Below are 22,521 nucleotides of genomic sequence, written 5' to 3'. Positions count from 1 at the left end.
AGTCGAGGGTCAGGGAATGGAGCGGCGGAGCAGAACTGGCGTTGCCAACACCAGGCAGGCGACGGTCCAGGCCAGGGGCACCCACCACTCACCGGCCACGTATTCGAAGGGCGCGTTGGTGGCGCCGTCCGACAGCAGGGCCAGTGCTTGAACCCGTGACGAATCACCGAGCGGCGAAGGCAGGTACGTGGACGGCAGCATCCATTCCCAATCTCCCGTCCGAGCGATGGCGCGCGCGCCGTCCAGGAGCTGGTGGATGATCAGCGCCAGTACCACGGCCACGACCCCGCGGCGGGTCAGGACGCCCACCAGGAACCCCACGGCGGCCACGGCCGGCATCGCCACGAGGGTGCCGAGCAGCGCGGCGTTGAGCTCGGGCCACAACTCGGCCGCGGTCATCAGGGGGAAGCGATCGCCCGTCACGAGGACCTCCTCGAGGTCGCCGAAGTCGAACCAGATCGCGGCGGCGACGAGGGAGGTCATCGCCGCGCAGAACCAGGCCGCGAGTCCCAGGCCGATCGCGACGCTGGCCTTGCCCGCGAGCAACTGCAGGCGCGTGAGAGGCCGCAGGGCGACGTTCCGCAGGGTCCCGCGACCCAGCTCGCCGGCCACCAGGAGGCTCGCGCCGAGACTCGCGATCAGGGCGGCGGCGGGCAGGGCCACGGCGAGTCCGGCGGCGGTGGCGGCGAAGGCCGTGGGCTCGGTGGCGCTGAACAGGCCCTCGGCCTCCACCTGGGCCGCAGCCTCCCGCGCGCGTGCCGCCAGGCGAGCGACCGAGATTCCGGCCAGGACCGCGGGCAGGGCCAGGATCCAGGCGCTGCCGGCGAGTCGCGACAACTCGAAGCGCAGCAGGCGCCAGACCCCGCTGGGCGCCGACCTGGCGTGGGGGTCGGGCGAGGGCGCGGGCGGAAGGGACTCCGCAGTGAACTCGCCCTCGGTCGCCCGTCGGTAGAGACCGACCAAGCTGCGCGGTTGGGGCCCGAAGCGCTCCACGCCTGCGCCGGCCGCGACGAGGCTCTCGAGCACCTCGGCGGGCTCGGCGCCGCCCAGCTCGAAGTCCACCCGCGCGCCGTCCACCTGGGAGCTGATCCCCAACTCCGTCAGACGGGTCGTGGCCCGCAGCGGCTCTTTGACGCGCACGCGATGGGGCGCTCCCGCGCCAACGAGGAGCTGCTCGGTGGTGCCCGAAGCGACCAGGCGCCCCTCGCGCAGGACGGCGATGCGATCGCACAGGTCCTCCACCTCCGAGAGCAGGTGACTCGAGAGGAGGATCGCCGCCCCCTCCTCATCGCGCAATTGGACCAGCAAGGCACTGAGCTCGGCGATGCCCTCCGGGTCGAGGCCGTTGGTCGGCTCGTCCAACAGCAGGGTGCGGCGCCCGCCGAGCAGCGCCTGGGCCAAACCCAGGCGTTGGCGCATGCCTTGGGAGAAGCTCGACGGCCGCTCGGCGCTCACGTGGGTCAAGCCGACCTGCTCCAGGCGGTGGCTGGCGTCGCGGCGGGCGTCGGGCAGGCTCGCTCCGCCCAGGCGCGCCAACTCCGTGAGGTTGCGGTGGGCGCTCCATCCGGGCTGGAAGGAGGTGGTCTCGATCAGGGCACCGATACGGGCGCGGGCTCGGGCCGGGTGGCGGCCGGCGTCGATACCGTCCACGGAGACTCGACCGGCCCGGATGGGGACCAGGCCCAGGACCCCTCGCATGGCGCTGGTCTTGCCCGCGCCGTTGTGCCCCAGGAACCCGGTGATCGAGCCGTCCGGGACCACCAGAGAAAGGTCCTCCACAGCCCGCCGGGAACCGTAGGACACCCGCAGCCCCTCGATCCGCAATGCCATGGCCGTCAGGGTAGTGGCCGCCGATGGGATCTCGCAGGCAACTCGGGGCGCAGGCACGAAGTGCACGCAAGCCGCCGGGGCGATCCGGCCGATAAGTTCCGGTGGAGCCCTTGCATCACGACCTCATGATGTTATGACTTCATGCCGTGGTGATCGTATCCGACCCCTCCCAACGGGCCCTGACGGGCCTTCTGAAGCTCCTGGCCGATGGCACCCGCCTGCGGATCCTGGGGCTTCTCGAGCGTGAGGAGCTGTCGGTCGGCGAGCTGAGCCGCTGCCTCGGCATGGCTCAGAGTCGAGTCTCGAATCACCTGCGGCAGCTCCGCGACGCGGGTCTCTTGGCTGAGCGCCACGCCGGAACGAGCAACTACCTGCGCCTCTCCCCCGGCGACGGCCTGGCCGCGCGCCTGTGGGTCAGCCTGAGCGAGGAGCTCGCCGCGGTCCCCGAGCACGGCGCGGACCTGACCCGCTTGGACCTGATCCTGGCCGAGCGTCGCGACCGCGAGGACGAGTTCTTCGATCGAGTCGCCGGGCGCTGGGACACCATCGCCGGCGACTTCGCCACCGGCCAGGCTCGCCAACGGGCCCTGGCGCACCTCTTGCCGCGGCGGTTGACCGTCGCCGACCTCGGCTGCGGGACGGGCTACCTGGCCGACGCACTGCGTCCTCTGGTGCAGCGGGTGATCTGCGTCGACCGCTCCGAAGGCATGTTGAGCCAGGCGCGCGAGCGGCTCGAGTCGCGCAGCGAAGGTGCGAGCTTCGAGTTCCGGCAGGGTGAGTTCGACTCGCTGCCCCTGGCCGACGGCGAGGTCGACGGCGTCGTCGCCTCGATGGTCTTGCACCACCTGCCCGACCTGGCTCGGCCCCTGCGCGAGATGCGGCGCGTGCTCGCTCCCGGCGGCAATGTCGCCATCGTCGAGCTGATGCCCCACCGCGAAGGCTGGCTGCGCCCCGCCCTCGGCGATCGGCACCTGGGCCTAGAGCCCGCCGACGTGCTCGACGGCCTGCGCCGCGCCGGCTTCGAACGCGTGAGCCTCGACCCGGTCGACGATCGCTACCGGCCCGTCGGTCCCGAAGGCCAGACGGCCGAACTGCCCCTCTACCTGGCTCGCGGAACGGCTCCGGCCGCCTGAGCCCAGGCACTGTTCATTCCACGCAAGACGCGGCAAGCCCGCAATCGAACCTCAACCCGACCCACCATGAGCACCACCACCACCAAGATCGACTACAAGGTCGCCGACCTCGCCCTGGCCGAATACGGCCGCAAAGAGATCGAGATGGCCCAGGTCGAGATGCCTGGCCTGATGGCCCTGCGCGACGAGTACGCCGGCCAGTTCCCGCTCAAGGGCGCGCGCATCACCGGCTCGCTCCACATGACGATCCAGACGGCGGTCCTGATCGAGACCCTCGTCGACCTGGGCGCCGAAGTGCGCTGGGCGTCGTGCAACATCTTCTCGACCCAGGACCACGCGGCCGCCGCGATCGCGGTCGGTCCGAAGGGGACCCCCGAGAACCCCCAGGGTGTGCCGGTCTTCGCCTGGAAGGGTGAGACCCTGGCCGAGTACTGGTGGTGCACCGAGCAGGCGCTGACCTGGCCCGATGCCGACGGCGGACCGAACATGATCCTGGACGACGGTGGCGACGCGACCATGCTCGTCCACAAGGGACGCGAGTACGAGCTGGCCGGCTCCGTGCCGGACGCGACCGACGACGACCCCGAGGAGTGGCACGAGATCATCGCGCTGCTGAAGAAGAGCGTGGCCGCGTCCACCGACAAGTGGACCAAGATCGCCGCCGGCATCAAGGGCGTCACCGAGGAGACCACCACCGGGGTGCACCGCCTCTACCAGATGCAGGAGTCGGGCGAGCTGCTGTTCCCCGCGATCAACGTCAACGACTCGGTCACCAAGAGCAAGTTCGACAACCTCTACGGCTGCCGTCACAGTCTCGTCGACGGCGTGATGCGTGCCACCGACGTGATGCTGTCGGGCAAGGTCACCGTGATCTGCGGCTACGGCGACGTCGGTAAGGGCTGTGCCCAGTCGATGCGCGGCCAGGGCGCGCGCGTGATCGTGACCGAGATCGACCCGATCTGTGCGCTGCAGGCGGCAATGGAAGGCTTCGAGGTCACGACCCTCGAGTCGGTCCTCTCCACCGCGGACGTGTTCATCACCGCGACCGGCAACCGTGACGTCATCACGGCTGAGCACATGTCGAAGATGAAGCACAACGCGATCGTCGGCAACATCGGTCACTTCGACAACGAGATCGACATCGCCGGCCTGGCCAAGCTGAAGGGGATCAAGAAGGTCAACATCAAGAACCCCCGCGAGCACGAGAACCAGGTCGACTCCTGGACCTTCGCCGACGGTCACTCGGTGATCATCCTGGCCGAGGGGCGCCTGCTCAACCTGGGTTGCGCCACGGGCCACCCGAGCTTCGTGATGTCGGCCAGCTTCACCAACCAGGTGATGGCGCAGATCGAGCTCTTCGGCGACAAGAGCGGCAAGTACGACAAGGCCGTCTACGTGCTGCCCAAGTCCCTGGACGAGAAGGTCGCGGCCCTGCACCTGGGCAAGCTCGGCGTGAACCTCACCACGCTGACCCCGACCCAGGCCAAGTACCTCGGCGTGCCGTCGACCGGGCCGTTCAAGCCCGCGCACTACCGCTACTAGGCCGAGATTGGCGTCCCAGGCGGCGCCGAGACTGGATCGCGACGGCGCGTCCCCCACGGGGGGCGCGCCGTCGCGCGTTGTCGGGGGATATTGAGCTCACCGCTCGGGGGCAACTCCGCCAGGAGCCGGACCTGCGCAGCTGGCCCATGACGAAGGGCCTTTTTCGCACGACTAGTGTCCTGGATCAGCAGTTCGGCGTCACTTCCCGGAGGTTCGATCGATGCTGGCTAGGCGTGCCGACGACGCGTATCCGCTGCGATACTCGGAGGAGGCGCAGGCGACGCCAGCGGCGATCGGAGCCCGGGAGGTGACGCCGAATTGCTGATCCAGGACACTAGGTGGCAGCTGTTTGGTTGGGCACCACAGGTCTACGGCGCCTGATGCTCTAGTGGGGCGCAGGATCGCATGTCGACGTGGCGGAGCTCCAAAGCACCACCCACGCGAATGCTCACAAGCTGCGACGCGGCGGAAGCAGCATGTTCGCGGCCAGGAGGCCAGCGACTAGGGAGCTACCTACGATCGCCGTTTGGAAGGCGGTCGCAAGTCCGTCCAGCGGGGCCGACTCGAGGAACAGGGCGACGGCCCTGAATCCGATGCTTCCTGGCACCAGCACCATCAAGCCGGGGAGGACGACGGTGCTCGCCGGTCGCCGCGTGCGGCGTGCGACCAGGTTGCCCATCAGGCCGAGCACGAGTGCTCCCGCGAAGCCTCCCAGCTCGGGGCCGAGGACGACTGCGCCCGCACGCGCGCCCACGAATGCCGTGACCGTGGCCAACATCACGATCGGCACGTCGCGCAGGCGCGCGTGGAACAGCACGGAGAAACACAGGGACGCGATCACTACCGCCGACCAGAGGGCCCATTCGCCGAGGGGCGTCGGCGAGTGGGCGACTTCGAGCGGCACCAGCGATCCGAGCGCCCGGCCGAGGCCGATCCCCAGGCCCATGCCGAGCAGGGTGCCCATCACTCCCGCCAGGCGCGCGGTGCCCGACACCAGGTGACGCGCGGCGATCTCGCCCAGGGCGATCGTGAGCGAGTAGCCAGGCACCAGCACGATCAGCGCCGCGAGTGTCACGATCAGCGGCGCGATCGGGAGGCCGAGGCGCGCCAGGGCCGTGGTCGCAGCCGCCGCGAGGAGGGCGGCGCCGGGCTCGAACAGGGGACGACGGTGCTCCGAGAGGGTCGACAACCGCCCCATCACGGCCACCGCGACGCCGAGCCCCCCGGCAACGGCAACGTCGGCCGCCCCGCCACCGAAGAAGACAGTGGCGCTACCCGATGCGACCCCCACGGCCGCCAGCTCGAGCCCCGGACCGAAGCTGGGCCGGCGACCAACGATCGAGCGCAGCCGGTACAAGGCGCGCCGCGGACCGACCTGCCCCTCCTCGAGCTCCTCGAGCAGGCTGTCGATGTCGGCCAGGCGCTCGAGGTTCGGCTCCCCGGGCTCGACCCGGGCCAGCCGCACCCCGCGGCCATCGTCCATGTCGACCAAGAGCGAGGTTGGCGTGCCCAGGATCTGGGCCCGCAGGCCGAGCCGCTTGGCCGAGCGACCCAGGGCCGATTCCAGGTGGGTCGCCGAGGCCCCGGCGCGGTGAAGTCCGACGGCCAGGTCGAAGAGCAGGTCCCCCAGCTCGATCAGCTCCTCGGGTGTTCGGGGGGCAGAGCCAAGGTCGGTTGGAGCGGGGCGTCCCCGCAGATCGGTCGAGATGGTTCGCACGGATTGAAACTAACGCCGGATGAGGCAGTATTTCCCCGAGCGATCTTCGGAGTTGGACCCTGGCGGGCCCCCTTGGCGGAATCCTGGACCAGTGCCCGGGCCAACCGGCGCAGGATCGACGGAAGTCAGCCTGCCAGCCCCCCCCCGAGCCGATCGAGTCACCCCGCCGCCATCCCCTCACCCCCTGGCCTTCCCATGCTCGACCGAATCGACCGCCGCATCGTGGCGGAGCTCGCCCAGGACGCGCGCCTGTCGAACAAGGAGCTGGCCGCCCGGGTCCACCTGGCTCCCTCCAGTTGCCACGCCCGCGTCCAGCGTCTACGCGACGACGGCGTGCTGCGGGGCTTCCACGCGGACGTCGACCCCAAGGCCCTCGGCGTCGGCCTGCGCACCCTGGTCGCCGTGCGCCTGGCCGACCACGGCGAGAAGAACAGCCGCGCGGTGATCGACTACTTCCTGAGCCTGCCGGAGATCGTCGACGTGTTCCTCGTGGCCGGCAACGACGACCTGTTCCTGCACGTGGCCGCCCGCGACACGGATCACCTGCGCGACATTGCCATGGGCCAGATTGGCGGTCGCTCGGAGGTCGCCGACGTGCGCACGGTGCTGGTCTACGAGCACCACCGCCGGCCGACCTTCCCCGACCTGCTCGACGGCTGAAGCTGCGGCAGGATCGGTTCCGCGAAGCACCCGATGCACGAAGAAGTCGCCGCAGGGAGCAGAACCTGCTCCTTGCGGCGACCTTGATCCACCGCCGCACGGTTCCCGACTCGCGGTCAGGAACCTGGCGACGGACCGGGCTCAGGCGCCGCGCCGACGACGCGGCGGGCGTTGTCCACCGCCGCCGTCCTGGCGCCGTTGACCGCCGCCGGAGGACTCGTGCACGCCCACGCCGAAGGCGGGGCCGCCGCGAGAAGCGGCGGCAGGGGCGTTGGAGACCTTGGCCGTCGAGGAGACCTTGCGCGCGGGTGCGCGGGCCGGCGGAGCGCTGGGCCCCGCAGCTCGCGTCGAGCGACCGCGCGGCGCTGCGCCTCGACTCGGACCGCCACGGCCCGGACCACCTCGGCCCGAACTACCTCGGCTCGAGCCGCCGTCGTCGGAGCTGCGTCCGCGTCCGGTGGCGCCCTTCAACGTCGCCTTCTCGATGTGCCCCAACTCGGAGAGCTTGCGCTTGTCGATCGGCGCACCCAGGCGCTTCTCGATCTGGCGCACCTGGTCGTGGTCCTCCGCGGTGACGAAGGTGAAGGCCTGACCCGTCTGCTCCGAGCGGCCGGTACGGCCGATACGGTGCGTGTAGGCGTCGGGCGTGTTGGGCACGTCGAAGTTGATCACGTGGCTGACGCCGGCGATGTCGAGGCCGCGGGCCGCGATGTCGGTGGCCACCAGCACGTCGAAGGTCCCGTCGCGGAAGCCGCGCAGGGCGCGCTCGCGCTGGGGTTGGCTCATGTTGCCCTGCATGGCCACGGCGCGGTGGCCGCGGGCGTCCAGGCGTTCGGCGAGCTTCTTGGCCCGCCGCTTGGTGCGCAGGAACACGATCGCCGAGCGGAAGTCGTCGCCTTCGAGGAGCGCCTCGGTGGCACCGACCTTGTCACCCTCGGTCATCTGGTAGATGGAGTGGGCGATGGTCTCGGCCGGGCGCGCGTTGGCGAGCTCGACGACTGCGGGCTTGAACAGCACCGTGTCGGCGAGCTTGCGGATCTCGCGCGGCATGGTGGCCGAGAAGAGCAGGTTCTGGCGACGCTCCGGGAGCGCCTTCAGGATGCGGCGGACGTCGGGCAAGAAGCCCATGTCGAACATGTGGTCGGCCTCGTCCAGGACGAGCACCTCCACGCAGTTCAACTTGATGGCGCCTTGCCCCATCAGGTCGAGGAGCCTTCCGGGGCAGGCCACCACGATGTCCGGGTTGGAGCGCAGGGCTCGCACCTGACGCGGGATCGGAACCCCGCCGAAGATCGACATGGAGGTCAGCGGCGTGAACTTCGCGAGCAGCGCGATCTCCGCCTGCACTTGGGCCGCGAGCTCACGGGTCGGCGCGACCACCAGGGCGCGCGGGGCGTTGGCCCGGCGGCCCAAGAGGCGTTGCAGGATCGGCAAGGCGAAGGCCGCCGTCTTGCCGGTGCCGGTCTGGGCCAGGCCCAGCACATCGCGCCCGGCGAGGGCGTGGGGCAGGGCGTGGGCCTGGATCGGCCGCAGTTCGGTGAACCCGGCGGCCGTGACGGCCTTGGAGAGTTCCGGGCTGAGGTCGAGGGAGTCGAAGCTGGCCGCCGGGCGCCCCTCGGGGGCGGCGGGCTGGTCAGGGGCTGCCGGTCCGCGCGTGGTCGCCGGACGGGCAGAGGATGTACGTCGAGAAATAACGGTCTCGCTGTGCGTCGCCGCGCTGTTGGCGGGCGATCGCCCTGGATCTGCTCCCCACAACAGAGATGGGAGCGATCGGAAGGGTGCTCGGCGCGGCCCTGTCGGGGGCCCTGTCGTGCGCCGGCGGCCGCTGAGTGCGGCCGAGGCGGCCATTGCCGCCTCTCTTGGGGCCGAGTCCGAGGCCCAGGGGGCTTCGATCGGCTGGTGGAACATAGTCTCTATCGGCCGAAGTTGGACGATTGGCTCCCCTTAGTTCTCACGGAACTGCGATTCGACCCGATCGACGGGTCACGGAGGTCGGCGATGGGAGCGGTTGCGCGAGGTCGGACCAGGCGGGCGCCGACCGCGGGACGCTGACCGTCGGTCGAGGCTTGCGCGGCGCTAACATTCCGACGATGGGCCCGCCCGCCACGCTCCGCGACGACGCCACGGTTGTCGGACGCCTCGCCCCGAGCCCCACTGGGCCCCTACACCTGGGCCACGCTCGCAGCTTCTTGGCCGCCTGGTGGTCGGCACGAACCCAAGGTGGGAGCATCCACCTGCGGATCGAGGATCTCGACGGTGACCGCTGTCGCCCGGAGTTCGCGGACGCCGCGCGGCGCGACCTCGAGTGGCTCGGGCTCGACTGGGACGACGAGCTGCTCCAGTCGACGGATCTGACCCCCTACCAACAGGCAGTCGAGCGGCTCTTCGCCTCCGGTGACGCCTACCCCTGCGTGTGCTCGCGGACCGACATCCGCAGCGCCCTCTCGGCCCCCCACGCGACGGGCGGCGAGCTGCGCTACCCAGGCACCTGTCGGGGGCGTTACGCGAGCGTCGCGGAGGCCGAGGCGGAGAGTGGCCAGCCCGCCGGCGTGCGGCTCTTGGTCCCCGATGGGTCCTTCGCGATCCACGACGCCTTGGCGGGCGAGTTCCGGGCCGAGCCCGCGCAGGAGTGCGGCGACTTCCTCCTGGTGCGCCGCGATGGGGCCATCGCCTACCAACTGGCGGTGGTGGTCGACGACGGGCGCCAGGGCGTCACCGAGGTCGTGCGCGGCGACGACCTGCTGCCGAGCGCCGTGCGCCAGTCCATCCTGCAGCAGCGACTCGGGCTCCGCGAGCCACGCTGGATGCACCTGCCCCTGGTCGTCGACGCGGCCGGCCGACGGCTTGCCAAGCGCGACGGCGACCCGTCCTTGGCGGAGCTGCGCGAACAGGGCGTCGCGGCGACGGATCTGATCGCCTGGCTGGCGCAGACCTGTGGCATGGGCGAGCGCGGTGCGCGGCACAGCGCCCGCGATTGGCTGGACCGTTGGGACCCCGCGCGCCTGGGCCGCGAGCCGGTTGTCTTCCGCCCCGATCGACTCCTCCCCTCGCGGGCAGGCGGCGAGCGATGAACGCCCTGCGTCGAATCGACCCGCTCCTGATCGTGGTCCTGGGCGTGGTCGCGATCGCCCAAGCCTGGGTCCTCCACCTGCCCTTCCAGGTGGACGACTTCGCGCTGCTCGGCCGACCCTGGGAGCTGTTCTCGATGGGTTTCGCGGCCGACGGTGAGCACGTCCCGCGCTTCGCCCTGCGCTGGCCCCTGTGGTTCCTGTGGGGCGTGTTGGAATTCGCGCTGCCCGAGCCCCACGGGGCGTTCGGCTACCACGTGGTGGGCCTGACTCTGCACCTGGTGGTGACGGCCCTCGTGGCGAGCGTGGCGTCGAAGCTGGCCCCCCACCGAGCTCGCGCCGCCGGCTTGATAGCCGCCCTGCTGTTCGGCTTGGCCCACGGCGCGGCCCAGGCCTTTTCGTGGACCTCCGCCTGGGGCGACCTGCTGATGACCCTGTTCGGGGTCGCGGCCCTGCGCGCGCTTCTCGCGGGCCGCGAGCGCGAGGGCGGCGTGGCCGCGCTGGCGGTGCTGTGTTGGTTGGCCATGGTGTCCAAGACGCCGGGCATGGTGATACCGCCGGTGTTGGCCCTCTGGTGCCTGCTGCTACCCGCGCGCTCCGCACGGCGAAGACGCGAACTGATCGCCATCGGAGGCGCGTTCCTGGCCGGCGCCCTGGGGCGGATTCTCTACCTGGGCAGCTTTCGGCCCACCTACGACGAGCACACGCCGCCGACGTTGGTGGACGCGCCGCAGATCCTGGTGCGGGGAGTCGCAGCCCTGGGTCAAGCGCTGCTGCCCTGGAACCGCGATCCCCTCTTCGCCGACGTGCGGCCGGCGTTGGCCGGCCTCTTCGAGCTGGCGACCCCGCTGCAGCTCGCGCTCGGTTGGATCGGGGCGATCGCGCTGTGCGGCCTGGTCGCGGCCCCGGGCGCGGCGCGTCGCTGGCTCGCCCTCGCGGGCGCCCTGGTCGCGGTGACCGCCCCCGTGGGCACGCTCTACGAGGGGCAGCTGACCAACATCCTCGGCCGCGCCGCCTACCTGCCCCTGGCCGTCGTGGCCCTGTGGAGCGGGCTGGCCGTCGCCGCGGCCTTGGCGCGAGGCCGGGCGAGTCGAGTCGTCGGGCTGGCCCTTCTCGCAGTTGCCCTCCTGGTCGACGTGATCCTGGGACGTCACGTGCGGCAGACCGAGGGGATCGCCGCGGCGGAGCGCGGCCAGCAACTCGAGTCTCTGCTCGAAGCTGGTGCAGGGCTCGGACCCAACGACACGCTCATCCTGCATTGGCCGCCCTTCGACATGGGTGGGATCGCCCAGGTCGGCCCGCTCCTGGGCCGGGCACTCCTGGCGCCGCTGGGGCCCCATCGGTCCGGGGCAGGTCCGCGCATCGTGGACGTGGTCGGCGAGAAGCAACTGCTCGAAGCCCTCGGTGACCCGAGCCTGTTGCAGGGCAGGGTGCGGTTGCTCGACGTCCAGCGCGACGAGGTCGGATCCGATGCGCCGCTCGAGGAGCTCGACCGAATTCGCGCCTCCCGTCGCCTCGTCGTGCGCGGCACCGACACGATGGCCTGGTCTGAAGGCTTCGATCACTACCGCGAGCTGACCTGGACCCCGGTCGCAGGAGCCCTGACCACCCGGTTCGACCCTCCGATCCCGACCCGCGGCTTCGCGGGCCTGCGCCTGGAGGTTGAGAAATCGGGCGTGTTTCAGGTCGACTGGATCACCGACGACGGGCGCCGCCTGGCGACAAGCGTGGAGGTTGCCCCGACCGAGCTCGGAGCCGGGGGCCGAGACCTGGCCTCGGAGGCGCCGCGCAGCATCGACTTCCGGCTGGCCCGCGGCCTGGCGGCGATCGAGATCCGCGGACCCGGCATCGTCGGGGCAGGGCTGCTGGAGACCCTCCCGCCACTCGGCCTGGAGGGGCCGGGCATCGGGTCGGAGCTCCAGCTCGACCCGGTGCGACCGCCGGGGCCCTTCCGCGTGACCCTGCCGCCGGGCTGGATCCTGCCGCGCACCGCTCGGCTCACGATCTCCTTCAAGACCCGTCAGGGATCGATCGAAGTCTTCGCGGACGCTGCCGCCGTCCCCGGTCCGGACGGCGTGTTCCAGCTCGAGATCGGCCTCCTGCACGTGGACCCCAGCGCCGCCCCGGGGGCTGCGGACGTGCCGCGCGCCCCATGGCCAGCCTTCATCCAGCGCCTTGGCCCGCAAGACGGCGGCCCCGCCATCGCGCTCGGCGAGGTCCTCTGGACCGTGGCGCTGCTACACCCCTCCGGCGCCCGGGCCGCCGCCTCCGTCCCAGCCCCCGGCACCTTTCGCGCACCGCACTCAGGGCCTTGACTCCCCCTGGCCGATTCCTACCCTAGTCGGCCTGAGTTCCCCGATAGCTCAGTTGGTAGAGCGCGCGGCTGTTAACCGCTAGGTCGTAGGTTCGAGTCCTACTCGGGGAGCCACTTCTTCCACGGCGTTACTCCTTCCGAGGGTCCTCCCGGAACGGAAGTCGAGTTGTCCCGGCAAGCAGTGCGGCCAAGAGCCGGACCGCATGGACCCGATGGGCGTCGGACGGCCCGGTGGAATCGGTGCGGGCAGGTGTCTCGGCGCTGCTGTGTCTCGGCGCTGCTGTGTCGTGGCATCGCTACCGCCACGGACCTCGCAGACCGAACTCGTCCTGCGAGCGGGCGACAGGAACCTACTCGAGTCCTTCGGTCGGCGTCGGGGGTTGACCCTCCGCCGCGCCCGCCTGCCGGGCTTCGGCCGCGAGCGCCGCTCGTCGGGCGGTGCGCTGGCGCTTGCGGAGGCTCGCGACGTAGAGGCGTTCGACCTTCTTGCGGGCCCAGGGGGTCTTGCGCAGGAACTTGAGGCTGGACTGGATGCTCGGGTCCAGTTCGAAGCAGCGGATCGGGATGCGCTCGCTCAGGTTGGCCCAGCCGTAGCGCTCGACCAGGTCCTCGACGACGGCCTTCAGGGTGATGCCGTGGAGGGGGTTCTTGGGTTGCTCTTCGTTCATGGCGGGTGGTGGCGCAGCGCAGGACTGTGGCGCGGATTCTAGTCTGCGCCCGTGCCCTCGCTCAGGGTTTCAGGCTGACGGCCAAGGCGTTGCTCGTCGCCTTGACCTCGAGCGACGAGGCGTCGAAGACCACGAACGCGTGGTGCGCCACCACCCCGGCCAGCGCCGGGTCGCTCGTCGGCGGGAGGGCGAAACTCGCGGGCGCCTCCGCCTGGGCGTCGAGCACCCCGAACGAGCCGACCAGTGGTGAGCTGGACGGCTCGATCAGCGTGAGCTCGAAGTAGGGATCGGGATTCAGTGGCAAGTGGTGGCCGTCCAGGGTCAGGCCTGGCCCGGTCGCGGAGAGGCTGCCCAGCAGCAGATAGGGGTACCCGGCCAGGCCAGGGCCCGTCTCCATGGTCAGCAGTTGGTTGCCACCGGCCGAAAGCGAAACCGTGGCCGTGTCCGACCAGAGCACGGGGCAATCGCTTTCACGGCACAGGGACAGGATCCACACGGCGCCGCGATCGGGTCCGCCGTCGTCGTCCGCGTCCGCGCCCACGGCGAGTTCGGCTCGCCCGTCACCGTCGAGGTCGTCGATCGCGGCCAGCGAGAATGCGAATCGATCGAATGGGTCGAGGTCGCCGCTGAAGTTGCCGCTGGTGGCGCTCAACTTCTGCTCGCCGCGGACGACTCCCGAGGGCTGCAAGAAGAGCAGCCAAAGGGCCCCGACGTTCACGCCGCCGTCGTCGTCCTGGTCGGCGCCGACCACCAGCTCGGAGACGCCGTCGCCATCCAGGTCCCCCACCACGGCCAAGGAGCGGCCGAAGACGTCCTCCGGATCCAGCGCACCGCTGAAGCCACCGGTCTGACTGGCGATCTTGGTGCTCGCGCTCACGCTGCCATCGGAGCCGAGGAACAGGATCCAGACCGCTCCGGCGTTGGATCCTCCCTGGTCGTCGCCGATCGCACCGGCGCCCAGGTCCGGCGTGCCATCGCCGTCCAGGTCGCCGAGGGCAGCGAGGGATCGGGCGAAGGAATCGCCCGGGTCCAGGCCTGAGCCCGCCCAGCCGGAGGTCGCGCTGAGCTTCGACCTGCCGGCGACCATCCCTCCGGGCGTGAGGTGCAGGATCCAAATGGCGCCGCTGCGAGCGCCGCCATCCCCGTCGTAGGGGGCGCCGACCGCGAGCTCCGCCACGCCGTCACCGTCCAGGTCGCCAATCGACGCGACAGCCGCTCCGAAGCGATCACCGGGGTCCAGGCCGGGACCCAAGCCTCCTTGGGTCGCGCTGATCTTCTGCTGCGCTCGAACAGTGCCGTCCGGCCGCAAGAACAGGATCCAGACGGCTCCGGACTTCGCGCCCCCGTCGCTGTCGAACCTGGCTCCCACCGCGAGATCGCAGACCCCGTCGCCGTCGAGATCGCCCAGGTTGGCCAGGGCCGAACCGAATCGATCGCCGTCGGCCAGGCTGCCCGCGAACCCACCAACGCCAGAGCCGATCTCGACCGACGCGCGGACGCCACCGGCTCCGTCCAGGAACAGGATCCAGACCACCCCTCGATCGATGCCTCCCGTGTCGGCGCGCACGGCTCCGACCGCCAAGTCGCCGAAGCCGTCGCCGTCCAAGTCGCCCAAATGGGCCACGGAACGCCCGAACCAGTCGAAGTCTTCCAAGGGGCCCCCGAAGCCTCCTGAGTGAGAGCTGATCTTCACCTCGTCCTCGAGCACAGGCTGCGAGACGCCCCACACCCCCGCAACCAACTGGCTCGCCAGGAGCCAGGGCGAGAGGAGGTACGACGACGCCTGCGGCGATCGGAGCCCGGGAAGGGATACCGAATGCCTGAACCTGGGCACTAGGGAACCAGGCTCACCGACTCGGCGTTGCTCGCGAACCGCACGGCCGCACTCGCTGGATCGATGACCAGGAAGGCATGGTGAGCCGTGGTCCCGACCAAGGTCGGAGCGCTGCCTGCAGGCAGGACCAAGTCCGCCGTGCCCCTCCCCGAGTCGTCGAGCACGCCGAGTGAGTTGACGATCGGCGGGCCGGAAGCGCTCAGAAGGGTCAGTTGGAAGTAGTCGTCGCCGTTGAGCGGCAGCACGACGCCGTCCAAGGAGAACCCCGGAGCGGTGCCACTCAACGAGCCGAGCACGAGGTAGATCGCGCCAGCCAAGGTCGGTCCGGCTTCCAAGGCCAGGTTCTGGGTCCCGCCGGAAGCGAGCGAGAGCTGTGCGACGTCCCCCACCAGACTCTGGCAGCCGTCTGTCACCGCGGCGATCGTCGCGGCCGCGGCACCGGCGCAGTTCCGGGCCGCGACCCGATAGTCGTAGGGCTGTCCGCAGAGCAGCCCGATGTCGGTGAATGACGTCGTATCGGCGGGCAGTCGCGCAATCAGATCGAACTTGCCAACGCCGGCCACGGACCGTCCGACCTCGTAGAAGGTCTCGTCCGCGGCGAGGTCGTTCCATGTCAGCCGAATCTGAAACTTGTCGGGCGAACTGGCCGCAAGATTCACGGGAGCGGCCGGGATCGCTGCCACACAGGCTCCCGGGGTGCTGAGCGGATCGGCCGGATCCGCCGCCACGTCCAGCTCGTCACGATCGAGGAATCCGTCCTCGTCGCGATCGATCCCCACGCGCAGCTCGGTGCCGAGGGGCACCAGAACGAAGACCATCTTCTCCTGGGGTGTGGCCCCCGACTGCAACATGGCCGTGGAGACGAGCTCCGAAGCCCGGTCCGACTGCCACAGGTCCGCGCCCACGTAGGTGAAGCCACGCTCCTCTCCCGCACGGCGTCCCTTGGCCACGACCCCGACGCGACCCTGATCCGCCATGGCCTGCATGGTCTGGATCGTTGCGAGTTGCTCGGGTGACGTGGTTGCCAGGGATTCGATGGTCACCTGCCGCCCGACGCCTGCATGGGTGTCCTTCGAGAGGGGCCCGGGTGGTTCGAGAGGCTTGGTCCCGTCGGAAAGGGGTAGTTCGCTGCCGGAGAAGGACATCAGGAACGCGACCAGGTTGGCGACGTCCTGGTCCGAGTCGATTCCGGTGAAGATCGGGTTGCTGATGGTGCGTTCGACGGCATCGATCGTTCCGTCGTGGCGAATCCCGACTCCCGAGCGGTTGTTGACCCGGTTGTAGCTCAGGCCCGTGCGCTCGAACACGTTTCGCAGGGGCGCCACGCGCACTGTGTGGGCCGCCTGGGTCTGGCTCGCGGTGAGCATCGTGTGCGATTCGCCCAGGGGCCCCAGGGGCAGGGGCACGAAGGCCGTGCCGTCCCAGGTGTGGTCGGTGCCGAAGCCCGTGGGCAGGGTGTGGCAGGTCGCACAGGCCTTGTTGTTCGAGAGCAACACCGGCGGCCGGAAACGCAGCAGCCCGATCTCCGCGTTGCCCGGCGGCAGGGGCGTACCCGCGGGCAGGTGGAAGCGCCCCGTCGCCAGGTGATCGGAGACGTCCAGCGCGGTGGGCAGACTGTTGTCGAAGTTGCGATTGGGGTTGGGCGCGAAGGTGATCGTGGCCAGGAAGTCCTCGAACTCCTGCATCTCCGTCGGCGAGAGCACGGCGTCATCACCTTGCAAGGAGACGAAGGCACCGTTGAAGTCCTCGATCCCGAACTTGTCGCCGCGCCAGTGGAAGGGCTCCTTGCCGATGATGTCCTGCAGGGTCTGGGTCTGCAGTGGCCCCTTCATCGGGTGCCAGTCCTCGAAGGTCTCGTAGCTGAACACGGGCAATCCCGCCGCGAGGTTCTGACCCGCGATGCTCTTCATCTCGCCTCCGGGGTCGCCGAGGTCCCAGACGAGTCGATCCAGCCGCGAGTCCACGTGGCACGAGCCGCAGGACACATGGCCCAGGCCCGAGCCCTTGTGGGTGTCGTAGAGATGCTTGCGGCCGAGCTTGATCGCGAGCGGCGAGGGGTCGAAGAAGTCGACCCGCGCCGTCTCGAGCTCCGACTGCAGATCGACCACCGAGATCGAGGCCTCGAACTTGTTCAGCACGTAGGCCCGCCCCGCGCTCTCGTGCAGGACGACGCCCGTCGGCCCTTCTCCCACCTCGATCGTCGGCGCCAGCCCGACCCGGGCCCCGGTGCTGTCGAGGACGATCAGGTTGTTGGAGCCCATCCCGGTCACGTAGGCGCGGGTTCCCGCGGCGTTCCAGGCGATCCCCCGCGGGTCACCGATGGACTTGTCGCGCTCGGTCTGGGGCAGGGTGCCGACCGAGTAGTCCAGGTGACCGGCATTCATGTCGACCACCGAGCTCGCGGCTTGGTCCACGTCCACGAACGCCGCCAGCACGCGCAGAAAGATGCCGGTCAGGTTCGGTTCGAAGCGCACCTCGTTGATGGCGTCCGTGCCCACCACCGTCACCCGCCCATCGACCGGATTGACGGCCAGGGCCATGTCGACGTTCATCAGACGCCTGACGTAGCTCACCGAGAGATCTGAAGTCTCGATCACGGCCAGGTCGTAATCGTTGACGTCCCAGCCGACGATGCGCCCCGACAGGGGGGCGTCGTTGCCGGACACCCACTGGGTCCAGTCCGCACCGTTGTCGTCCATCCAGCGCCCCTGGTCGTCTTTCTTGACGACGTGGGAAACGCGCGGAGGCGGCGGATTGATCGGGTTCTGCGCCGGGAAGAAGCTCGATCCGCTGTTGGGTGGCGGATTCTGACCGCCGTAGGGCGTGAACGGCTCCCCGACGATGTTGGGGGGGAAGAGCGTCCCCGCAGGCACCGTCTCCTCGACCTTGTCGCCGCCGAGGACCGTGGTTCCATTGCCCGACTCGAAGATCGCCACATAGACGCGATCGCTGCCCGGCGAGACGGCAAGGGCACGTGGCTCCTCGGCGTCCAGAGCGATCTCGACCGGTGGCAGCGCCAGGTTCGAAGGGTCGAAGACCTGCACCAAGTTCGCCTGGCTGCACGTCACGAAGGCGCGGAGCGGCGTGCCGGCGAAGACCACATCCGCTGGCTCGTCAGCCGTGGGCAGCGTCCACTTCAGCTCTCCGGTGCCGAGGTCCACGATGCTGATCGAATCGCTGACGTGATTCACGACCCAGGCCTCGGTGTCGTTGCGCGCGCGAACGGACACGGGATCGACGCCCACGTCGATGGGCCAAAGGGGCACCAGCGTGCCGCCGGAGGCATCGAAGACCTCGAGCCGGTTGTCGGCGGTATTGACCGCCAACAGTCGCACGCCGCTCGGAGTCAGTTCGAGGGGATGCACGTGGGGGTGCTCCCAGTTGACGAACGAACCCTGTGTCAGAGCTCCGCAGGGAAGGGCTACGGACAGAACGAACGCTGCCAGGGTCGCGAGCTGCGAGCGATTCGAAGTCGTCATGTTGCTAGATCGGGCAGGAACCAGAACAGGCCGCCAACTTCGGTCCGGGGGTACCGACGGGCGGTGTCCGAAACTAGTCACAGGCACACGGCCCGCCAAGGACGAACATGGACCGCACGCGAACCGGCACTCCAGGCATCCCACGCCGACAGAGGGGGCGCGAGGCTCCCCCACGGCGCAGAATCGGTTCGTCTGGCCCCGACAGGCTCAACGCGTCGAGCGATCCACGAAGAACACGGCCTCGCCGCTGTCTGCGAGTAGATCCTCCATGTCCCGCCAGCGGACCTTGCATTCGCCGCCCGTGCCCCAGCTCTTGCCCCAGGAGTTGTGGAGGGTGACCGTCCGCTCCCTCACGTCGACGCCATTGGCGAGGATGCAGTGGCCCCCGATCTCGCCGCCTGTCGGTCTCACGAAGCCCTGGGCGTCGGGTTCGACCATACCCTCGTGCCAAGTGATCCCAATCACCGCTGGGCCGTGGTAGCCGAGTCCGAGCAGGAAGCTCGAGAAGCTGAAGCTCCAACGGTACTCCTCGAACCAACCCATGCTGCGCGCGACCTTGACCCCGACGAGCAGCGACGTCCCGCCGTAGTGCGGCCGGGCACCGGGGTACTCGCCCCCCTCCCAGGGATCGCGGCGCTGGGCCTCCCAGTAGATCTTCTTGCGACAGAAGCTCGGGCCAATGCGCTGGACCGGAGCCGGATGGGCCGACAGCTCGTGCCCGATCGAGAAGCCGACGCAGGCGCCCTCCTCGCCCTGGTCCAGGAACTTGTCGCAGCGCCAGGTGTAGGAGCGCCTGGTGCGTTGCCCCTTCCGTTGACGAATGGCGTAGCCCCGGCTCGCCTCGTCGAACTGAACCACGCGGTCCAATCGATCGTCACCGGTCCGGGCGCCACCCTTGAGCTTCTTCTTGGATGCCATCGTCTGTTCCTCCGGATACTCCCGCCTTCCGATTGCTCCCGCCCTCAGAACGCTTCCGACCGCGAGTGCACCAATGGGGTAACGGTCCTCGGAGCCCGGGCGAACCTCCTGGATCACGATCTCGCTCCCGGCGGCCATCGACTGACGATCCAGGAGCTCGATCAGTCCAGCTTGTGGCCGATCTGCTTGTGACCGAGCCCCCTTCAGAGCCGCAGCGCCAGCTCGTGTTCGGTGACATGCTCCCTGGGTGGTGGCAGGCAACTACGCCGACCCGTGGGAGCGAAGCCGTGGCGAAGGTAGAGGCCGATCGCAGGACCGTTGTCGTCTCCAACGTCCAGCAACAGCCGGCTGCATCCGCGCCGGCGCGCCCAATCGACGACGGCTTCCACGAGTCGATCCCCGACGCCCCGGCCCCGCGCCGAGGCCTCCACCCACATGCTGTAGAGGCCGGCACCGACCTGAGGCGCACCGCCGCTGGCGGCAGCTTCGGGCGAATCGCCGCCGACGACTTCGGCCACGATGTGCGCGCCCGTCACGAGCCCCACGTCGCGCCCCTCGATCGAGGCCAGGAACGTCGCCGCCCGCGCCCCTTCGAGGCGACCGCGCCAGAACGCCGGATCAAGATCTCGCTCGTCGGCCAACTGCCGACCGAACGCATCAGGCACATCGGCGAGGGCTGCCAGGCGCAGCGCCCGAACCCGCTCCCATTGCTCCGGACCCGCTCGTTCGACATCAACCATGCGCCGGTCCTATCCGTTGTGCGTCGAGTCCGCCAGGGTCGGGCTTCCGAAAGGCGAGTGAGCCTGCGCTAGCGAGCGGAAGTGAAGGGGTCGAAGTCGCCGGCCAGGCCACGTTCCAGTGCACGCTGGATCAGCGCGACACCGCGCTCGTTGGGATGACCGTTCTCCGCGTCGAAGAAGTCGTCGACCGACAGGGCTCCCCCGCGAACGGCTTCGCGCAGCATCTCGTGGGCAGAGACGTAGGGTACCTGGAGTCCCTTGAGAGACTCGGCCATGACGGCGTGTCGCCAGTCACCCTTGAAGTCCGGGTCCACGGACGACGGGCTGCCGAGCAGCAGCACGAAGTAGTCCAGCCCCGCGAGCTCCTTCTGCACCTGCAGGAGAATGCGGGGCACGATCGGGAGGATCGTCTGCCAGTGCCGCTTCATCCCACGCCAGCCCTCGCGCGGCGGGTTGGGGATCAGCTCGGTTCCGAACAACAGGTGGTTCCAGGCGTAGCTCGTGATCTGCGGCGGATGCAGCGCCAGGTACCGATCCACGTCGAGCTCGTCCGGCACGTGGATGGCGAGGGTCTTGTCCTGCTTCAGGCTGAAGCTCGGTTTGGGCCCGTGGCGGAAGGTCAGGGTCAGGCGGTCCAGGTCCTCGTCGATCTGGATCGCCACCACCACGATCGGGTTCTGGGCCCGAAAGCGCGGCAGGGCCAGGCTGAGCAGCGTGCCCACCTGCCCCAGCCCGTAGCCAGTGACCGAGAAGTTCAAGAGGGCCAGATCCGAGGCCCAGGGGGACTGCTCGAGCAGATCCTCGTGGCAGTCCACCACCGGCGGCAGGCAGCGCACGAAGGACGAGCCGAATAGCAGGACCGGTCGCCTGCCGGCCAAGTTGACCTCGTCGACGTGCTCGTAGGTCTGGGCATCGAAGTCCTCGCGGATCCAACCGAGGATCGGGTGGCGTCTGGGCAGCCAGCGTTCCTGCGGTTCCTTCTGCCCGTAGAACAGCTTCCAGTAGTCCGACCCCGAGGGTGAGCGCGGGCGGGTGTACTTGAGCGGTTCGCGCAGGGGTTGGGCCCAGGCTTCATCCGCAACGATGTCGGTCAGGACGACCACGCGCAAGCCCAGTTCGACCAGCAACAGGCCTACCAGCGGGGCCGCCAGGGTCACGATCAACCGGATCCGACGGCTCGGACCGCGGCGGCTCGAGCTGCCGCGTGCGGGTGTCGACGAACTCGTCAGCGTCGAACCACTCCCATCGGTCCCGCTTCGAGCCCCCGACGCATCGCGAGCGTCGGTCGAGTCACGCTCGACCGCCGTCTCTGCGGGCACCACTCGATTGCTTTCGTCGGTCGACGGAATGCTCCCACCTGTTGGGGCAAGCGCCCAGCGGACCAGAAGCCTGACGGCTCAGAAGACCGTGTAGACGAAGGGGGCCACGAGGGGCGCGGCTTGCAAGAAAACGAAGATGATCGAAACCGAGAGCAGCACGAGGACCAATGGCACCAGCCACCAGAACTCGCTGTTCCAGACTCCGACAAGCAACTCGACTGCCGTCGACGATCGGGTACCAAGGGCTCGAAAGAAGGCTTTCATGGGTTCAGCGCCCAAATGGCGAGGTCTTGGACGAGACTAGCGCGCTCCCTGCGATCCCACAATGAGTCCCGTGCAATCGACCTGCCCCCGTTGTTTCGGACCGATCGAGTCCGAGTCCGCCTGCCCTGCATGTGCCCTCGGCTTCGTTCGCCGCGGGGCCCTGTTGGACGTTCTCGGCCCCACCGAGCGCGAACAGCGCGCCGCCGAGGTCGAGGAGTTCTACACACACTCGCCCTTCCCGGGCTACGCGCCGGCGGACGACGCCGGCACGATCTTGGATCGGTCCCGTAAATCCGGCTTTCTAGCGGCCCTGGACCGCTCGATCCCGCCCGATGCGCGGGTTGTGGACTGCGGCTGCGGCACCGGCCAGTTGGCCGCCTTCCTGGCCCTCTCCGCGCCCCACCGCCAGGTGTTCGGGGTCGACGGCTGCAAGGAGTCCCTGGCCTGCGGGGACGCCTTCCGCGAGCGCACGGACACCAGGAACCTGCAATTCGTGCGGGCGGACCTCTTCGACCTGCCCCTGGCCGAGGCCAGCTTCGAGACCGTCATCTGCCGCGGCGTGGTCCACCACACGCCCGACCCGGAGGGCGCGATCGCGTCGGTGGCGCGGGCCGTTGCGCCGGGGGGCGTGCTGTTGCTCGGCTTCTACGAGACCTGGGGCCGGGCCTTCCACTGCCTGCGTCGGGGCCTGTCCAAGGTCCGCGGCAAGCCGATCGCGCTGCTCGATCCGATCCTGCGTCGCCGTGACCTCAGCGACGAGAAGAAGCGCATCTGGATCCAGGACCAGTACTACCACCCGCTCGAGCACATCCTGCCGATGCCGGGCGTGCTGCGAACCCTGGAGGGCCTGGGCTTCGAGTGGGTCCGCAGCGTGCCGCCGGTGCCCCAGGATGGACGCGGCGGGATATTCGAGGCCACCGATCGCCCCGGTGCCCTGGGGCGCACGGGCCTGCGCGCGGGCTGGATGCTGGCGGGGCTGAACGATCCCGACGCGGGTCTTGTCGCCTTGGTGGCCCGCAGGAAGCGCGGGTGAGG

At 69.6% G+C, this 22,521-nt stretch carries 16 protein-coding genes and 1 tRNA gene; 7 read left to right on the top strand and 10 right to left on the bottom strand.

The features are described from left to right. Positions 1–9 precede the first annotated feature (9 nt). Positions 10–1,830 (bottom strand): ATP-binding cassette domain-containing protein, encoded by a 1,821-nt coding sequence (locus Pla133_RS12550; RefSeq protein WP_145065728.1) that lies wholly within the window; start codon positions 1,828–1,830, stop codon positions 10–12. Positions 1,831–1,976: 146 nt separating this feature from the next. Between Pla133_RS12550 and Pla133_RS12545 the strand changes: the two genes are divergently transcribed. Together Pla133_RS12545 and ahcY are read left to right on the top strand one after the other, a co-directional pair. Next, the gene (locus Pla133_RS12545; protein WP_145065726.1) at positions 1,977–2,963 is read left to right on the top strand and encodes an ArsR/SmtB family transcription factor; all 987 of its coding nucleotides are present in this window, start codon (positions 1,977–1,979) and stop codon (positions 2,961–2,963) included. A 66-nt stretch (positions 2,964–3,029) separates the two neighbouring features. Next, positions 3,030–4,505, top strand: a complete 1,476-nt coding sequence (gene ahcY, locus Pla133_RS12540) for an adenosylhomocysteinase (RefSeq protein WP_145065724.1) — start codon at positions 3,030–3,032, stop codon at positions 4,503–4,505. Positions 4,506–4,953: 448 nt separating this feature from the next. Here the strand turns inward: ahcY and Pla133_RS12535 are convergent, their stop codons facing one another. After that, positions 4,954–6,222 (bottom strand): threonine/serine exporter family protein, encoded by a 1,269-nt coding sequence (locus Pla133_RS12535; protein WP_145065722.1) that lies wholly within the window; start codon positions 6,220–6,222, stop codon positions 4,954–4,956. Between the two features lie 195 nt (positions 6,223–6,417). Between Pla133_RS12535 and Pla133_RS12530 the strand changes: the two genes are divergently transcribed. Continuing rightward, entirely contained in the window at positions 6,418–6,882 is a 465-nt protein-coding gene (locus Pla133_RS12530) for an Lrp/AsnC family transcriptional regulator (protein ID WP_145065720.1), read from the top strand. A 141-nt stretch (positions 6,883–7,023) separates the two neighbouring features. Here Pla133_RS12530 and Pla133_RS12525 read toward each other — a convergent pair whose 3' ends face one another. Next, complete coding sequence (locus Pla133_RS12525; protein WP_419192435.1) at positions 7,024–8,637, bottom strand: DEAD/DEAH box helicase; 1,614 nt, start codon at positions 8,635–8,637, stop codon at positions 7,024–7,026. A 335-nt stretch (positions 8,638–8,972) separates the two neighbouring features. Here Pla133_RS12525 and gluQRS point away from each other — a divergent pair, with 335 nt between their 5' ends. The 3 genes from gluQRS to Pla133_RS12510 all read left to right on the top strand — a co-directional run bounded on the left by gluQRS (position 8,973) and on the right by Pla133_RS12510 (position 12,378). After that, positions 8,973–9,953: a tRNA glutamyl-Q(34) synthetase GluQRS gene (gene gluQRS, locus Pla133_RS12520; protein WP_145065716.1), complete on the top strand. Its 981-nt coding sequence runs from the start codon at positions 8,973–8,975 to the stop codon at positions 9,951–9,953. Beyond that, positions 9,950–12,265: a hypothetical protein gene (locus Pla133_RS12515; protein ID WP_145065714.1), complete on the top strand. Its 2,316-nt coding sequence runs from the start codon at positions 9,950–9,952 to the stop codon at positions 12,263–12,265. The genes gluQRS and Pla133_RS12515 overlap by 4 nt, the downstream gene beginning before the upstream one ends. A gap of 37 nt (positions 12,266–12,302) precedes the next feature. Continuing rightward, positions 12,303–12,378 (top strand) — tRNA-Asn (locus tag Pla133_RS12510). 236 nt (positions 12,379–12,614) lie between these two features. Here Pla133_RS12510 and Pla133_RS12505 read toward each other — a convergent pair. From Pla133_RS12505 to Pla133_RS12475, 7 genes are all read right to left on the bottom strand, one after another. After that, on the bottom strand, positions 12,615–12,932 hold the full coding sequence (locus Pla133_RS12505) for a VF530 family protein (RefSeq protein WP_145065712.1): 318 nt from the start codon (positions 12,930–12,932) through the stop codon (positions 12,615–12,617). A 61-nt stretch (positions 12,933–12,993) separates the two neighbouring features. Next, the gene (locus tag Pla133_RS12500) at positions 12,994–14,625 is read right to left on the bottom strand and encodes an integrin alpha (protein ID WP_419192434.1); all 1,632 of its coding nucleotides are present in this window, start codon (positions 14,623–14,625) and stop codon (positions 12,994–12,996) included. Positions 14,626–14,765: 140 nt separating this feature from the next. Continuing rightward, positions 14,766–18,245: a YncE family protein gene (locus tag Pla133_RS12495; RefSeq protein WP_419192433.1), complete on the bottom strand. Its 3,480-nt coding sequence runs from the start codon at positions 18,243–18,245 to the stop codon at positions 14,766–14,768. A 207-nt stretch (positions 18,246–18,452) separates the two neighbouring features. Next, positions 18,453–19,163: a hypothetical protein gene (locus Pla133_RS12490; RefSeq protein WP_145065708.1), complete on the bottom strand. Its 711-nt coding sequence runs from the start codon at positions 19,161–19,163 to the stop codon at positions 18,453–18,455. A gap of 203 nt (positions 19,164–19,366) precedes the next feature. After that, the gene (locus Pla133_RS12485) at positions 19,367–19,903 is read right to left on the bottom strand and encodes a GNAT family N-acetyltransferase (RefSeq protein ID WP_145065706.1); all 537 of its coding nucleotides are present in this window, start codon (positions 19,901–19,903) and stop codon (positions 19,367–19,369) included. A 68-nt stretch (positions 19,904–19,971) separates the two neighbouring features. Then, positions 19,972–21,060 carry a hypothetical protein gene (locus Pla133_RS12480; protein WP_419195443.1) on the bottom strand — a complete coding sequence of 363 codons (1,089 nt, stop codon included), beginning with the start codon at positions 21,058–21,060 and terminating at the stop codon, positions 19,972–19,974. Positions 21,061–21,300: 240 nt separating this feature from the next. Continuing rightward, a complete protein-coding gene (locus Pla133_RS12475; RefSeq protein WP_145065702.1) occupies positions 21,301–21,486 on the bottom strand; it encodes a DUF5989 family protein in 186 nt (61 codons plus the stop codon). A 61-nt stretch (positions 21,487–21,547) separates the two neighbouring features. Here Pla133_RS12475 and Pla133_RS12470 point away from each other — a divergent pair, with 61 nt between their 5' ends. Further along, positions 21,548–22,519 (top strand): class I SAM-dependent methyltransferase, encoded by a 972-nt coding sequence (locus Pla133_RS12470; protein ID WP_145065700.1) that lies wholly within the window; start codon positions 21,548–21,550, stop codon positions 22,517–22,519. Positions 22,520–22,521: the final 2 nt, after the last annotated feature.

It is taken from the genome of Engelhardtia mirabilis (genome assembly GCF_007748095.1).
Classification (GTDB): Bacteria; Planctomycetota; UBA1135; order UBA1135.
This window is presented reverse-complemented; position numbering and strand designations above follow the sequence as displayed.